Here is a 14330-nt window from a genome sequence, read left to right as displayed (position 1 = left end):
AGAGTGCGTTGAAGCGCCCATCACCGACGTGGTTCCAACCTGCATGCAGGGCACCACGCAGCTCCCCGTAGAGGCAACGCTACGGCAGGGGCGACTACTCGGGCGTGGTGGCATGTACGTTGGCAGGCATGGATGCAGAATTGCAGCGTCTGCTTCCACACGGTGCGCGCATTGCCCGCCGTCATCGCCCTATGTCGCCATTGGTTATTGAGGATCACATGCTGGAACTCTACGGAAAGCTGACCTCGATCAATGTGCGCAAGGTGCTGTGGCTATGCGAGGAGTTGGCGCTGGACTACACGCTGCACGCGTATGGCAGCGGGTTTGCACCGGTGGACACGCCAGCGTTTCGCGCGCTCAATCCCAACGCGCTGGTACCGGTGATGCGCGATGGCACTGTGGTGTTGTGGGAATCGAACACCATCTGCAGGTATCTGGCCGCGCGTAACCAACGCGACGATCTGCTGCCGAGTGCGCCCGCTGCACGTGCATTGGTGGAGCAATGGATGGATTGGCAGGCCACCGAGCTCAACAACGCCTGGCGTTACGCGTTCATGGCGACGGTGCGCGGCAGTGCGGCGCATACCGATGTGCAGGCGATTGCAGCGAGCGTGCGCGAATGGAACCGGCACATGGCCATCCTCGACGCACAGCTGCAGCGTGGCGGTCCGTTCGTACTCGGGGCAAACTTCACCTTGGCCGATATCGTGTTGGGGGTATCGACGCAGCGCTGGTTTGCCAGCCCGATCGAGCGGCCGGTATTGCCTGCGGTGGCGGCGTATTACACGCAGCTCGGAATGCGCGCCGGGTTTCAGCGGCATGGGTGTAATGGGGTGGCTTAGGGGTGCTGGACCTGGCCGGATCGCAGCATGTTGTGGATGGGGAATAAGCATCGATCAGGCAGCGATCGAGCTGATGCTGCGTCGCCTGTCCGTACCCTCATCCGGCGCTGCGCGCCACCTTCTCCCGATGGGAGAAGGAATCAAAAGTCCCTCTCCCATCGGGAGAAGGGCTGGGGTGAGGGTACGGCTTCACGGAATCCTTTCAGAGGCCGTCAAACCCTGTCCATAAAGGTAGCAACCGCTCCGCGCCACTCCAAACAACATCACCACCGATAGCATTGCTGCAGCGCGTTGGGCGACACTCGCGCATTCTTTTGGTTCCTTCGAGGTCCGCATGTCGTCTTGGCTCAGGCGCAAATCCATCGATCAGGTCACCGTGCACGAGGCTGGCCGGCAGCTGGTCCGCAGCCTGAGTTGGCCGCATCTGATCGCACTCGGCATTGGCGCGATCGTGGGCACCGGCATCTATACGTTGATCGGCGTGGGTGCGGACAAGGCCGGCCCTGCGGTGCTGTTGTCGTTCGTGGCCGCCGGCATCGTGTGCGCCTGCGCGGCGCTGGCGTATGCGGAAATGGCCACGATGATGCCTGCCGCCGGCAGCGCCTATACCTACAGCTACACCGCGCTCGGCGAGAGCATCGCCTGGGTGGTGGGCTGGAGCCTGGTGCTGGAATACTCGCTGGTGGTGAGCACGGTGGCGGTGGGCTGGTCCGGCTATTTCGTCGGCTTCCTGCAATGGCTGGGGGTGGAGTTGCCGCACGCGTTGGTGGCCGGGCCGCACGCAGGCGGCATCGTCAACCTGCCGGCGGTGGTGATCACCTTCCTGGTGGCCGGCATGCTGATGGCCGGCACCAAGGAAAGCGCCACGCTCAACGCAGTGCTGGTGGTGTTGAAGATCATCGCGCTGGGCGTGTTCGTGGCGATCGCGCTGCCGGCCTTCAATAGCGCCAACCTGCAGCCGTTCATGCCCTACGGCTTCTCCAAGGCGATGGGGCCCGATGGCGTGGAGCGCGGGGTGATGGCAGCGGCCGCGATCATCTTCTTCGCGTTCTACGGGTTCGATGCGATTTCCACGGCGGCCGAAGAGACCAAGAACCCGGGGCGCGATCTGTCGATCGGCATCGTCGGCTCGATGATCGGCTGCACGCTGATCTACGTGCTGGTGGCGCTGTCGGCGGTGGGCGCGATGAGCTTCACCGTGTTCGGCAAGAGCCCGGAGCCGTTGGCGCTGATCCTGCGCGAACTCGGCCACGGCAAGGCAGCGCTGGTGATCGGTGCGGTGGCGATCATCGCGTTGCCGACGGTGCTGCTGGCGTTTCTGTACGGGCAGAGCCGCATCTTCTTTGTGATGTCGCGCGATGGCCTGCTGCCGCGTGGCTTGTCCAAGGTCAGCGCGCGCACCGGTACGCCAGTGGCGACGACGTTGTTTACGGCGGTGCTGGTGGCGGCGTTGGCGGGGGTGGCGCGGTTGGATGAAATTGCCGCGCTGGCCAATGCCGGGACCTTGGCGGCGTTTACGGCGGTGGCGGCGTGTCTGCTGGTGCTGCGTGTGCGTGAGCCGACCCGTGCGCGTGCGTTCCGCACCCCATTGGCGTGGGTGGTGGGGCCGGTGGCGATCCTGGGCTGTCTGTATCTGTTCTGGAGTCTGCCGAGTACGACGCAGCTGTGGTTCCTGGTCTGGAACGTGCTGGGTGTGGTGGTGTATGTGGCGTATGGGCGGCGGAATAGTCGCTTGGGCAAGGCGGGTTAGTCCCTTCTCCCACCGGGAGAAGGTGCCCGTAGGGCGGATGAGGGGCGCCTCATACATCTTTCAATTGCCAACCATGACAAACGCGTCGCCACGCGCCTTCAAGAGTGAATCATCGATGGGAAGGTGTTGGTGCTAGCAGTGCTGTGCTGCGCGGCTGCGATGAGTACTCAGCCGCCAAATGCAGGTGAGCTGTGCCCTTCTCCCACTGGGAGAAGGTGCCCGTAGGGCGGATGAGGGTCCGGGCGAAGCCTCATGTCATTCAATTTGGTAAGTGGCTTTGCCCCGTACCCTCACCCCAACCCCTCTCCCGGGGGGAGAGGGGCTTTCATCCGTCGGCCTGATGCTTGCGGTTACTGCGCGGCTGCAGGCGTGGCACAGAACGAGATTGGTAATGCATCCGCTTGCGTGCCCCAGCCTTGGGTCGGCGCTTGCTTGGTGAGCGCGAACGACAGCGTGCCGCCCTGCTGCAGTTGGGCCCAGTCCAGGAACACCTGGCGCTGCGGTGTGCCGTTGAAACGCACGCCCTCCACATATTGCAGCGCGCGGCCATCCGCACCGGGGGCGTCGATGCGCAGGCGCTTGCCGTTACCCAGGTCCAGCGTCGCGCGCCTGAAACGCGGGGCATGCAGCAGAAACTGCCCGCTGCCCGGCACCGCCGGATACAGGCCCAGGGCGCTGAACAGATACCAGGCCGACATGGTGCCCAGATCGTCGTTGCCGGTGACGCCGTTGGGGGCGTTGGGGGCGTTGGTGAACAACTGCTGCGCGGCACGCACCACGGTGGCGGTCTTCCATGGTTGGCCGATCAACGTGTACATCCACGGGGCGTGCAGGTCGGGTTCGTTGTTGGGGTTGTAGCGGTACTGGTTGTAGTAGCTGTAAGGGCCGACCACCCAGTGCGCGCGCGCAGCAGTGAGCGGGTCTTTGAGCAAGTCGTCGTAGGCGAAGAAGGCGTCCAGCCGCTTGCCGGCCTGTTCGCTGCCGTGCATGGCCTGCAGCATGCCGGGGATGTCCTGCTGCAACAGCCACTGGTATTGCCAGGCGGTGCCTTCGTGGAAGCCGTGCTGCGAGCGCGGGCTGTAGTGATCGTCCGAGGGCGCGTACCAGCTGCCGTCTTCCAGACGTGGGCGCGGAAACCCGCTGAAGCCGGTGTCGGCATCGCGCACGCCGGCGTCCCAGACGCGGTGCCAGTTGCCACCGCGTTGGCGTAGTTGCGCGCTGTCGTCGCCGTGGCCGAGCGCTTGTGCCATCTGCGCCAGCGCGCAGTCGGCCAGTGCGTATTCCAGCGTGGCCGAGCCGCCGTGGTGCGGGTCCACGTCCATGCCCTTGGACGGGAAGGCGCGGTCGTACTGCACGAAGCCGTTGGCCAGGTAACTGGCATTGCCGGAGCGGCCGGAGTGGCGCGAGTTGGTCGGCGGTTGTTCGAAGGCGTTCTGGCGCAGCGCTGCGTAGGCCTCGGCCTCGTTGCCCTGCAGCGCGCCGAAGCGCCACAGGTCGACCAGGAACGGGGTGACCGGGTCGCCGGTCATGATGTTGGTGTCGTAATTGGCGTAGCCCCAGCGCGGTAACCAGCCGCCTTGCTGGTGGATGGCCAGCAGCGAGCGGCCGATATCGCGTGCGCGCGCCGGTTGCAGCAGGGCCAGCAGCTGGTTCTGCGAGCGGTAGGTGTCCCACAGCGAGAAATATTCGTAGTAGGTCCAGCCGTCGGCGCGGTGGATGGCATCGTCATAACCACGATAACGGCCATCGGCGTCGCTACCGGTCAGCGGCTGCAGCAGGGCGTGATACAGCGCGGTGTAGGCCACGGTGCGGTCGTCGGCGCTGGCGCCGTCCAGCTGCAGGCTGGCCAGTTCCTTGCGCCAGGCCTGTTGCGCGCGTTGGCGCATCTGCTCCAGGCCCAGCAGCTTGCCGCCCTGCCTGCCGTCGGCGCGCAGGTTGTTGCGTGCACCTTCGGCGTCCACGTGCGAGATGGCGCTGACCACGGTCACCGCACGTGCGTCCTTGCCCTTGCCCAGCGGGAAGCTGAGCCAGGCGCCGTTGGGCTTGAGTTCGCCGCCCATGCTGTGGCGCGCATCGGGCACGCCGCCGTCTTCGCCCCAGACCCCGTGGGCGGTAAACGGGCGGTCGAATTCCAGCCGGAACCAGGTGGTGTATTCGTGGCCGCCGCAGAAGCTTTGCGTGGTCAGTTTGCCTTCGACCACGCGGTCGCCGACCACTTGCACCTGGCTGCCGATCACCACGTGGCGATCGTTGGCCTGGCCCAGGTTGACCAGCACATGGCCGGTGTCGGCGCCGGGGGCGAAGGTATAGCGCTCGGCGGCAGCGCGGGTGAGCGCAGTGGCTTCGGCGTCGATGCCGCCGTAGTCGGTCAGGCGCACCTTGTAGTAGCCGGCCTGGCCGATCTCGCCATCATGCGTGTAGCGGGCGGCGTAGCGCGTCTGGTCGAAGGCCTTGGCGTCGCCGGTATCGAAGTCGCCACCCGGGCCGATGCGGCCGGTGACCGGCAGCACCGAGACCTGCCCGCCCTGCTCCCAGCAACCGGCCCCGGACAGGAACGAATGGCCGAAGCCGCGGATGCTGGGGTCGTCGTAGCGCCAGCCGGCGTAGTGCGCGCCGATCGGGCTGACCTGGACCAGGCCGAACGGGGCCGAGGCGCCCGGGAAAGTGTTGCCGTCGTCCTTGCTGCCGATGAAGGTGTTGACCTGCGCCGGGTCCTGCGCAGCCAGCGGTGTGGACACCACCATGCCGAGCAGACATAGGCCGGCGGCGGCGCGGCGCCAGAATGGCGCCGGAGCACCCTGCGAGACGGAACGATTGGACGGGACTGCGGAGAGCATGCAAGACACCTCGGGGGAGAGGGCGACCGGAGCCGCAGGTGGAGGATCCATGCCGACCGCTGCACCACGCAGTGATCGAGGCACAACGACTGCGTTCGAGCAACGACCCTCAGCGTAATCGCGATCTCGCGCCCGACTGGCTTACTTGGATCGATCTAAATTCGATGCGGTCACAGCTATGTGTCGGCAAAGATTAAGCATTCTCAACCATCTGCCGCACACCGCAGCGCAGCAAAGTGTGCGGGCTCTTGCAGTTTTGCGGGTGTTTTAGACGTGTTGAAGCGGTCCGTTGCGCGCAATCGGGGGCTGCCGTTCTGAGGCGTGCCAGCGGTGCTGAAGGGTAAGCCCGGCTTGGGGGTCGATTTGGCTGCGCTGTGAACGTGTGGTTGAGGCGCCCTTTGGGCGTGTTGCGCGTCGGGGGCCGGACCCTCACCCCAACCCCTCTCCCGGGGGGAGAGGGGCTTGGTTCCTGCAGGGTTCGGTTCCTGATGAGGCCTGGTGCCTGGTGCCTGGTGCCTGGGGGCTTGGTCGCTGGGAGAGCTATGTCTCTGGGAGCGGCTCGGTTTCTGGGTGAGCGCACGGCGTAGCCGCGTGCGCTCCAGCTTGCCCATAAAAAAGCCCGGTCAGTGACCGGGCCGGGCGACGCTGGCGTGGCGGCGGGAGGGGCCGACGCGCCGGTGACGCAGTTGCTCAGATCCAGCGCATACCTTCGAACGGGTTCCAGCTGGTGCTGCCCTTGGCCTTGTCCAGGTAGTAGGCATAGTTGGCGATCATGCCGGTCAACAACGACAGCGGCAGCCACAGCACATTCTGAAACGCGGCCGGCAGGAACGAGGCCACGATGCTCAGCACGAGGCTGATGCCGATCAGACTCAACGCCTTGCGCCACAGGCCGATGATGAAGAAATAGATGACGCCGAAGAAGAAGGCATAGAAGTTCATGCCGACCTTGACCTTTTCGCCAAACGGCAGGGTCTTCAGCGCCTCCTTGTAGGCCGGCTCCTTGGGGCCGCCGTGACGGTCGAAGAAATCGAAACGGAACTGCCACTTGGGACTGAGCTGGGTGCGATCGAAGGTGTCCATTCCAAACCATGTAGTTGAAAACGGTTACATGATAGGCGATCGCGTATTCATCGGCACGCGTTTCAGCGCTCCAGGCCTTGATCTGGTGGCGGATCAGTCAGCTTGGCCGCGCGGGCCAGTGCGGCCGCTTATCGATCCTAGCGCTGGTCGCTCAGGCCGCTGCCACGGCGTGACCGGCGCAACGCATACAGCGAGCGGTCGGCGCGATCGACCACCGCCGCCAGCGCTTCGCCGTCATGCCGCAAGGCGGTGCCCAGGGTGAACTGGATCGGTGCGTCGGCGCTGGCGGCCACATAGTCGCGCGCCAGGGCGTCCAGTTGTAGCTGGGTGGGCTGGTGCAGCAGCACCAGGAATTCATCGCCGCCCAGCCGGACCAGACGGTCCTGGGTGCGTAGCGGCTGGTTGAGGAACCACGCCATCTGCACCAGCACCTCGTCGCCGCGCTGGTGGCCATGGGTGTCGTTGACCAGTTTGAACTTGTCCAGATCCACCACGATGCAGCCCCAGCGCACGCTGGGGTCGCGCTTGTCCAGTTCGTCCAGGAAGCGGCGGTTGTAGCAGTTGGTGAGCGGGTCGGTGAACGACCATTCCAGCAGCTGTTTTTCCTGCTGGTACTGGTTGGTGATGTCCTGGGCATGCGCCAGCACGATGGTGGCCTCGGAGTCGATATCCAGCACGTTGCGGTACTGCCAGTGGCGCAGGCTGCCGTCGCTGGCGACCAGCTCGATCACCCCGGCATCCTGGCCGTCGAGCACCATGCGCGACAGATAGCCCTGCAAGGCGGCATGCCGCTCGGGGCGCACGAACTCCTGCAACGCGCGGCCTTCCATGCCCTCCACCTGGCGACCGAGCGAGCGTGCCGCGGCCGGGTTGATGCTGATCAGGCGGCCGTCCATGTCGTGGGTGCAGATCAGGCCCAGGCTGTACTGGAACATGTTGCGGAACTTGCGTTCGCTGGCGGCCAGCGCATCCACTGCGCGATGGCGGTCGGTCACGTCCTGCACTGCGCCGATCAGGCGGGTGCGTCCGTCCACATGCTCCACCGACCCGGTGCTGTGCACCCACAGGCGCCGGCCGGTGGCGCTGATCAGCGGCAGCTCCAGATCCCAGGGCGTGCCGTCGCGCACGCAGGCGTCGACCGCCTCGGTGATCACCGCGCGTGCCTCCAGCGGGTAGAAGCCGATCCCCTCGTTCAAGGTCGGTTTGTAGCCCGGAGGCAGATCGTGCAGGCGGCAGGTCTGATCCGACCAGGTCAGGGTGCCGCTGGCCACATCCACTTCCCAGCCACCCACCCCGGCGACCCGGCCGGTACGTTCCAGAAACGCCTCGCTCTCGCGCACACGCTGTTGCAGTTGTTCGTTGGCGGCCTGGCGTTCCAGCATCACGCGGCGCTGCTCCAGGCCTTCGGCGGCGACCCTGGCCAACTGCTGCAAGGCCTGCAGCTGCGCCGGCTCCAGCGCGCGCGGGCGCTGGTCGATCACGCACACGGTGCCCATGCGCAAGCCGTCGGGCAGCACGATCGGCGCGCCGGCGTAGTAGCGGATGGCGGGCGATTCGGTGACCAGGGCGTTGTCGCAGAAGCGCGGGTCGGCCGGCGCATCGCGCACTTCCATCACCGCATCGCCCTGGATGGTGTAGGCGCAGAACGCCAGTTCGCGTGGGGTTTCGGAGACGCCGGGCAGGCCGATATTGGCCTTCCACCATTGCCGGCGCTCGTCCACCAGCGACACCAGCGCGATCGGGGTGCCGGCGATCGCCTGCGCGGCGGCGGCCAGCGCATCGAAGAACGGTTCGGCGTCGGTGTCGACCACCTGCAACAACGCCAGACGCGCAAGGCGCTCGGCCTCGCTGGCGGTGGATGACACGGCGGTGTCGCACTGATTCAACGGAAAGCTCGCTCGTGCCCCGGGCAATGCGTTCAGTCTAGCGGAGTGGGCATACCTGGCAGGGACTGGCGATGCGAGGTTCCGTGCGCTATCGCACAGGTACGCGCGCGTGCGCCGACGCTGCGGCCGTTGCGCCACCTCAGTCGGTGACGCTGGCGTCCGTCTTCGCCTCGGTGGCGGCGCGGTCGTCGCGCATCTGCAAGGCCAGATACAGGCGCATGCAATCGTCGGTAGTGCTCAGGTCCACCGCGCACAGTTGCTGGATGCGCTGCATGCGGTAATCCAGCGTGTTGCGATGGATGCCCAGCACCTTGGCGGTGGGCGCCATGCGCATGCCGGCGCCGAACCAGGCCGACAAGGTATTCAACAACTGGCTGCGACGTTCCTGTGCCAGCAGGGCCTGCAGCGGCTTGCGCAGTTCATCGGCCTGCCAGGCCTGGCGCAGGTCGTCCACCAGCACCGGCAAGCGATAGTCGTCGTAGAAAAACGCATCGGCCTGCGGCGCGCGCGCCTTGCCGATGCGCATGGTGGTGCGCGCGACCTGGTGCGACAACGCCAGCCCGTTGGGCTGCGGAAAATACTGGCCCAGGGCGAGACGGATCCGCAGCGGGCTGCTGGCGCGCATGCGCTCGAGCAAGGTGTGCGCGCGGCGGCGTTGTTCGCCCACGTCCCAGTGTCCGCGGCGGTCCAGCGCCGGCTTGAGCACCACCAGTTCGTTGAGCGCGGTGGCGGCGATCAGGTTGCCGCGTTCGGGCGTGGACAGCAGCGTGTGCAGGCGCTGCAGCTCCACCAGCATGGCATCCAGATCCAGGGTGTCGCTTTCCACTTCGATCACGGCGGCCACGCGTGGCAGGTCGAGCGCGATGCCGAGCCGCTCGGCCCAGCCGGCCAGTGCCGGGGTCGGGCCGTCGGCGCGGATCAGGCCAAGCGTGACTTCTTCGCGCAGGCGCGCGTCGCGGGCCAGCAGGCGCAGCAGGCCGGCCTGTTCCAGCATGGCTTCGGCGGCCATGCGCACCAGTTCGGCCTGTTGCCCGATCCGCTGCGGGTCGCCGGTGAGCCCGACGCAGCCGACGATGCGGCCATCCACGATCAGCGGCGGATTCACGCCCGGCCGCACTGCATCCAGTTGCTGCGCCAGCGCCGCATCGATCTCCACCCGGCCCTGTCGGGACAGCACCAGCAGCGCGCCCTCGTGTAACTGGCCGATGCGCGCCGGCTCGCCGCTGGCGATGATGACGCCGGTGTGGTCCATCACATTGACGTTGCCGTCGATGATGGTCATCGCGCGGTCGACGATGGACTGCGCCAGGGTGCGGTCGAGCGTGAGCATGGGCTTGGGGGTCTGTTGACGCGAACGAGGGAGATCACGGTGCCATGGTCGGCGCGTGCATGTTCGACATGGGTGTGACTGTGCATGGTGCGGCGGCGGTGCTTCTACCGCCGTTGCTGACAGCCTGTGCCGCACGGGGTTCGATTCGGATGCGTCAGGCGAAGATGCGGCGCGCTGCGCACCCGTCGTGAGTGAGCAGCCGACTTCCCGGAAGCGGTGGCAGTCACGCCGGCAACGCGTCGCGCCGTCACCCTGCAGGCGCCAGGCATGTCGCGCGCGCCGATGGGCTGCAGTGGGGCAGGCACGAGGAGGGCCGGCGTGAGGCATCCGTGCGCTGCCGTCAGCGGCCTTCTCCGACTGCAGGCACCTGCGCCAACGCGCTGCCCACCTGCAACGTCGCCGCCACATTGCGGGCGGCGATGCGCACGTTGCTGGCGGCTTCGGCCAGCGCCTGCTCCACCGTGCAGGCGCGATGCACCACTGCGAACATCGCATCGATGCCATGGCCATGCAGCAGCGCGGCGCCGTTGCCCAGGCAGCCGACGATGGCGATCACCGGTTTGCCGTGCCGCTGCGCCACCCGCGCCACCCCCACCGGGGTCTTGCCGTGCAGGCTCTGGCTGTCCAGACGGCCTTCGCCGGTGATGACCAGATCGGCATCGGCGACCAGCGCATCCAGCCCAAGCGCCTGCGCGACGATCTCCACGCCGGGCCGCAGCTGCGCGCCCAGATACGCCACCAACGCCGCGCCCAGGCCGCCGGCCGCACCGCCGCCGGGCAGGTCGTGCAACTGCACGCCGAGGTCGCGTTGCAGGAGGTTGGCGTAATGCTGCAGGTTGCTATCGAGCTGACGCACCATGCTGGGCGTGGCGCCTTTCTGCGGGCCGAAGACTGCCGAAGCGCCGGTGGGGCCGATCAGCGGGTTGTCCACATCGCAGGCCACTTCGAACTGGCAGTCCTGCAGGCGCACGTCCAGGCCTTCGGTCTCGATGCGCGCCAAGGCGGCCAGCGCGCCGCCGCCTGGGCCGATCGGCGCGCCTTGCGCATCCAGCAACCGCACGCCCAAGGCCTGCGCCAGGCCGGCGCCGCCGTCGTTGGTGGCACTGCCGCCGATGCCGATGATGAAGCGCCGCGCGCCGGCATCCAGCGCGGCCAGGATCAACTCGCCCACCCCCGCGGTGCTGGTACGCAGCGGCGCGCGTTCGGCCGGTGGCAGCAGCGCTAGGCCGCTGGCGGCGGCCATCTCGATCACGGCGGTGCGGCCGTCGCCGGTCAGGCCGAAGAATGCCGGCACCGGGGTGCCGAGCGGGCCGCTGACCGTGCAAGCGATCACCCGCCCGCCGGTGGCGGAAACCAGGGCGTCGACCGTGCCTTCGCCGCCATCGGCGACTGGCACCTTGGTGTAGTGCCAGTTAGGGAACACCTCGCGGAAGCCGGCCTCGATCTGGGTGGCCACCTCCAGCGCGGACAGGCTTTCCTTGTAGGAATCGGGGGCGATGACGATCTTCATGGGGACACTCGCTTGAATGGGCGCATCACTGGTTCACCGCGCGCGCCGGCACCCGCAGCACCAGCGCGGCGCCCAGCAGCATGGCGCCGGCCAGCACGTACAGCGCCAGCTCGGTGCTGTGGGTGGTGTCCTTGATCCAGCCCACCAGATACGGGCTGACGAAGCCGGCAACCTGGCCGGTGGAATTGATCAGCGCCAGCCCGCCGGCCGCGGCGGCGGCAGTGAGAAAGCCATTGGTCAGCGGCCAGAACAGCGGCAGCCCGCTGACCGCGCCCATTGTGGCCAGGGTCATGCCGAACAGGGCCAGCGCCAGGTTGTCGGTGACGCTGGCGGCGATGCACAGCCCGGCTGCGCCCATCAGCAACGGGATCACCAGATGCCAGCGACGCTCGCCACGACGGTCGGCCGAGCGGCCCATCAACACCATGAACACCGCTGCGGCCAGATACGGGATGGCGCTCATCAGGCCGATCCGGGTCGGGTCGGTGACGCCGCTGCCCTGGATGATCGAGGGCAGCCAGAAGTTGATCGCATACACCCCGCTCTGGATGCAGAAGTACACCGTGCCCAGCATCCATACCGCCGGGTTGCGCAGCACCGCGCCCAGCGAGGTGGAGGCACCGGCCGGCTTGCGTGCTTCGTCGTCTGCCAGCGCGCGGGTCAGTGCCTGTTTTTCCTGCGTGTCCAGCCAGGTCGCCTGCTGCACGCCATCGCTGAGCAGGAACCACACCCCGATGCCCAGCAGCACCGTGGGCAGGCCTTGCAGCAGGAACATCCATTGCCAACCGGCCAAACCGCCCTGCCCAGCCGAAAAGTGGCTGAGGATCCAGCCCGACAACGGCCCGCCCAGCACCCCGGAGATCGGGATGGCCGACATGAAGACGGTCATGACCCGGCCGTGCTGGGCGCGCGGAAACCAGCGCGTCAGATGCAGCACGATGCCCGGGAAGAAGCCGGCCTCGGCAGCGCCGGTGAGCAAGCGCAGGGTGTAGAAGCCGGCCGGGGTGCGCACGAACATCAGGCAGGTGGAGAGCAGGCCCCAGCTGACCATCATGATCGCCACCCATCGGCGCGCGCCGATGCGCTGCAGGATCAGATTGCTCGGTACCCCGCAAGCCAGATAGCCGATGAAGAAGATGCCTGCGCCCAGCCCGTACACGGTCTCGCTCATGCCCAGATCGCCGAGCATCTGCAGCTTGGCGAAGCCCACATTGACCCGGTCCAGGTAATTGAACAGGTAGCAGACGAACAGGAACGGGATCAGCCGCCACAGGATCTTGCGGTAGGTCGGGCGCATGCCGTCGGGGGGCGGCAGGGGCCGGGAGGCTTGGGTCATCGCACGCTCCAGCAGTCGGTGGGCCCACCGGTGCCCGGCGCGGCGGCGCCACACTCGGGGGTCGGCGCATTCTAGATTGAGCGTTTTCCCGGAAGCATCGTCAGGGTGCTGCCTGTTTGCGGGCAGGCAGGTGTGAGTTTTTGTGCAAATGCCCAACTTCCATCGGGGGCACGCTCGGCGCGTGCCGGGCCAGGAAAAACGCCACGGCGATCATGCTGTTGGATGCAGGGCTGGCCGGCCCAATAAGGCGACGGCCGCCCGGCCAGGTCACCGTCTGGCTGACGGCCAGCGCCGGTGCACTCCAGTCACCCGGTCAGCCCGTCCGGCAGAGAAGCCAGTGCGGCAACGCGCGGATACCCCATACCGCCGAGCCGACGCAGCACCCCGCACCCGCACCCGCACCCGCACGGTAGACCGCCTTGGCTTTGCGAATCCCAAATCCCGACTCCCGAATCCCCGCACAACCCGCCCTACCGATTCCCTACTCCCGATTCCCGATTCCCCGCCGCATACGCCTGCGCCTGGCCCATCACCCGCAACAGGTTGCCGCCCCAGATGCCGGCGATCTGCTGTTCGGTGTAGCCCTTGCGCAGCAGCCAGGCGGTGATGCGCGGGAGCTTGGAGACGTCTTCCAGGCCGACCACGCCACCGCCGCCGTCCCAGTCCATGCCGATGCCCACGTGCTCGGGCCCGACCAGCTTGAGCACATGCTCCAGATGGGCGAAGAAATCCTCTTCGGTCGCCCGCTTGATCGGGTAGCGTGCATCCAGCTCCTTGAGTGCGGCGCTCAGGGCGGTGCCGTCGGCGATCTTGACGTGTTCCCAACCGCCGTACTGGTCGGTCAACGCCTTTTCGGCGGCCTTGCGCTCGGGGCTGGCGCCGCTGTCGACCAGATAGCCGCCGTAAGAGTTCACCTGGATCACGCCGCCATGCGCGGCCAACTCCTTCAAGCGTGCGTCGTCGATATTGCGCGGATGGTTGAAGACCGCACGCGCGCCGCTGTGCGAGAGCACGATCGGCACCGGCGATAGCGCAATCAACTGGTCGAATACCGCATCGGAGGCGTGCGATTGATCGATCACGATCCCCAGCGCCTGCGCCTGCTGCACCAGTTGCTTACCGGCCGGGCTCAAGCCCTTCCACTCCGGCCCCTTGGGGTCGGTGGCCGAATCGGCGAACTCGTTGTTGAGAAAATGCACGGTGCTCATCAGGCGCAGGCCTTGCGCGTAATAGAAGCGCAGCAGCGTAGGGTCGGCCACCAGCGGGCTGGCGTTTTCCATGCTGATGTACACCACGCGCTTGCCATCGGCCTTGATGCGCGCGGCATCGGCGGGCGTGGTGGCGAAGGCAAACTGCTGCGGTTGCGCGGCCAGCAGGGTGTGAATCTTCAACAGCCGCTGCAGGCCGGCATCGCGGTCGCGCAAATGCGCCGCCGCGCTACGATCGCCTTGCCCGGTGTAGACCGCCCAGAAGCCGCCATCCAGCGCGCCTGCGAGCATGCGCGGGTAATCCACCTGCGACAGCCGGTTGCCGGCATGCGCCTGCAACACGTCGAAGTCCGGGCGCTCCAGATTGGCCGGCGTATCCAGATGCGAATCCAGCGTGACCAGACGCTGTTGCAAGGCGGTGGCACGCGCCAGCTCGGCCTTGGAAAATTCCAGCGCGTGGCTGGGTGCGGCCACGGCCAGACTCAGGAAGATGGCGGTGCACAGGCGGTGCAGGGTCATGACAGCTCGCAGAAGGTGGGGGTGGATCG

General features: G+C 67.0%; 9 protein-coding genes. 2 read left to right on the top strand and 7 right to left on the bottom strand.

Annotated elements, in window-relative coordinates; all coding sequences use genetic code 11:
* Positions 1-218 precede the first annotated feature (218 nt).
* Both XcyCFBP4188_RS09810 and XcyCFBP4188_RS09805 read left to right on the top strand, forming a co-directional pair.
* Positions 219-842, top strand: a complete 624-nt coding sequence (locus XcyCFBP4188_RS09810) for a glutathione S-transferase family protein (RefSeq protein ID WP_104592019.1) — start codon at positions 219-221, stop codon at positions 840-842.
* Positions 843-1176: 334 nt separating this feature from the next.
* Positions 1177-2592, top strand: a complete 1416-nt coding sequence (locus tag XcyCFBP4188_RS09805) for an amino acid permease (protein ID WP_074056183.1) — start codon at positions 1177-1179, stop codon at positions 2590-2592.
* 350 nt (positions 2593-2942) lie between these two features.
* On the opposite strand, the gene XcyCFBP4188_RS09800 is transcribed toward XcyCFBP4188_RS09805, so the two are convergent.
* From XcyCFBP4188_RS09800 to XcyCFBP4188_RS09765, 7 genes are all read right to left on the bottom strand, one after another.
* Positions 2943-5429: a GH92 family glycosyl hydrolase gene (locus XcyCFBP4188_RS09800; RefSeq protein WP_043911155.1), complete on the bottom strand. Its 2487-nt coding sequence runs from the start codon at positions 5427-5429 to the stop codon at positions 2943-2945.
* Positions 5430-6119: 690 nt separating this feature from the next.
* Positions 6120-6512 (bottom strand): DUF2628 domain-containing protein, encoded by a 393-nt coding sequence (locus tag XcyCFBP4188_RS09790; protein WP_006453040.1) that lies wholly within the window; start codon positions 6510-6512, stop codon positions 6120-6122.
* Between the two features lie 137 nt (positions 6513-6649).
* Complete coding sequence (locus tag XcyCFBP4188_RS09785) at positions 6650-8398, bottom strand: sensor domain-containing diguanylate cyclase (RefSeq protein WP_006453041.1); 1749 nt, start codon at positions 8396-8398, stop codon at positions 6650-6652.
* Positions 8399-8537: 139 nt separating this feature from the next.
* A complete protein-coding gene (locus tag XcyCFBP4188_RS09780) occupies positions 8538-9728 on the bottom strand; it encodes a sugar diacid recognition domain-containing protein (protein ID WP_104592018.1) in 1191 nt (396 codons plus the stop codon).
* A gap of 340 nt (positions 9729-10068) precedes the next feature.
* Positions 10069-11238 carry a glycerate kinase gene (locus tag XcyCFBP4188_RS09775; RefSeq protein ID WP_046932546.1) on the bottom strand — a complete coding sequence of 390 codons (1170 nt, stop codon included), beginning with the start codon at positions 11236-11238 and terminating at the stop codon, positions 10069-10071.
* A gap of 25 nt (positions 11239-11263) precedes the next feature.
* Positions 11264-12574: an MFS transporter gene (locus tag XcyCFBP4188_RS09770; RefSeq protein ID WP_006453044.1), complete on the bottom strand. Its 1311-nt coding sequence runs from the start codon at positions 12572-12574 to the stop codon at positions 11264-11266.
* 470 nt (positions 12575-13044) lie between these two features.
* Entirely contained in the window at positions 13045-14301 is a 1257-nt protein-coding gene (locus XcyCFBP4188_RS09765) for a dipeptidase (RefSeq protein ID WP_104592017.1), read from the bottom strand.
* Between the last annotated feature and the right edge of the window lie 29 nt (positions 14302-14330).

It is taken from the genome of Xanthomonas hortorum pv. cynarae (assembly GCF_002939985.1).
Taxonomy (GTDB): domain Bacteria; phylum Pseudomonadota; class Gammaproteobacteria; order Xanthomonadales; family Xanthomonadaceae; genus Xanthomonas; species Xanthomonas hortorum_D.
The sequence above is the reverse complement of the archived record's forward strand: the minus strand, read 5'-3'. Positions and strand labels throughout refer to the sequence as shown.

Excerpts from the sequence above, each read along its gene's own strand:
- XcyCFBP4188_RS09765 (WP_104592017.1), bottom strand. The coding sequence starts at position 14,301 with ATGACCCTGCACCGCCTGTGCACCGCCATCTTCCTGAGTCTGGCCGTG.
- XcyCFBP4188_RS09810 (WP_104592019.1), top strand. The coding sequence starts at position 219 with ATGCTGGAACTCTACGGAAAGCTGACCTCGATCAATGTGCGCAAGGTG.
- XcyCFBP4188_RS09790 (WP_006453040.1), bottom strand. The coding sequence starts at position 6,512 with ATGGACACCTTCGATCGCACCCAGCTCAGTCCCAAGTGGCAGTTCCGT.
- XcyCFBP4188_RS09805 (WP_074056183.1), top strand. The coding sequence starts at position 1,177 with ATGTCGTCTTGGCTCAGGCGCAAATCCATCGATCAGGTCACCGTGCAC.
- XcyCFBP4188_RS09770 (WP_006453044.1), bottom strand. The coding sequence starts at position 12,574 with ATGACCCAAGCCTCCCGGCCCCTGCCGCCCCCCGACGGCATGCGCCCG.
- XcyCFBP4188_RS09775 (WP_046932546.1), bottom strand. The coding sequence starts at position 11,238 with ATGAAGATCGTCATCGCCCCCGATTCCTACAAGGAAAGCCTGTCCGCG.
- XcyCFBP4188_RS09800 (WP_043911155.1), bottom strand. The coding sequence starts at position 5,429 with ATGCTCTCCGCAGTCCCGTCCAATCGTTCCGTCTCGCAGGGTGCTCCG.
- XcyCFBP4188_RS09780 (WP_104592018.1), bottom strand. The coding sequence starts at position 9,728 with ATGCTCACGCTCGACCGCACCCTGGCGCAGTCCATCGTCGACCGCGCG.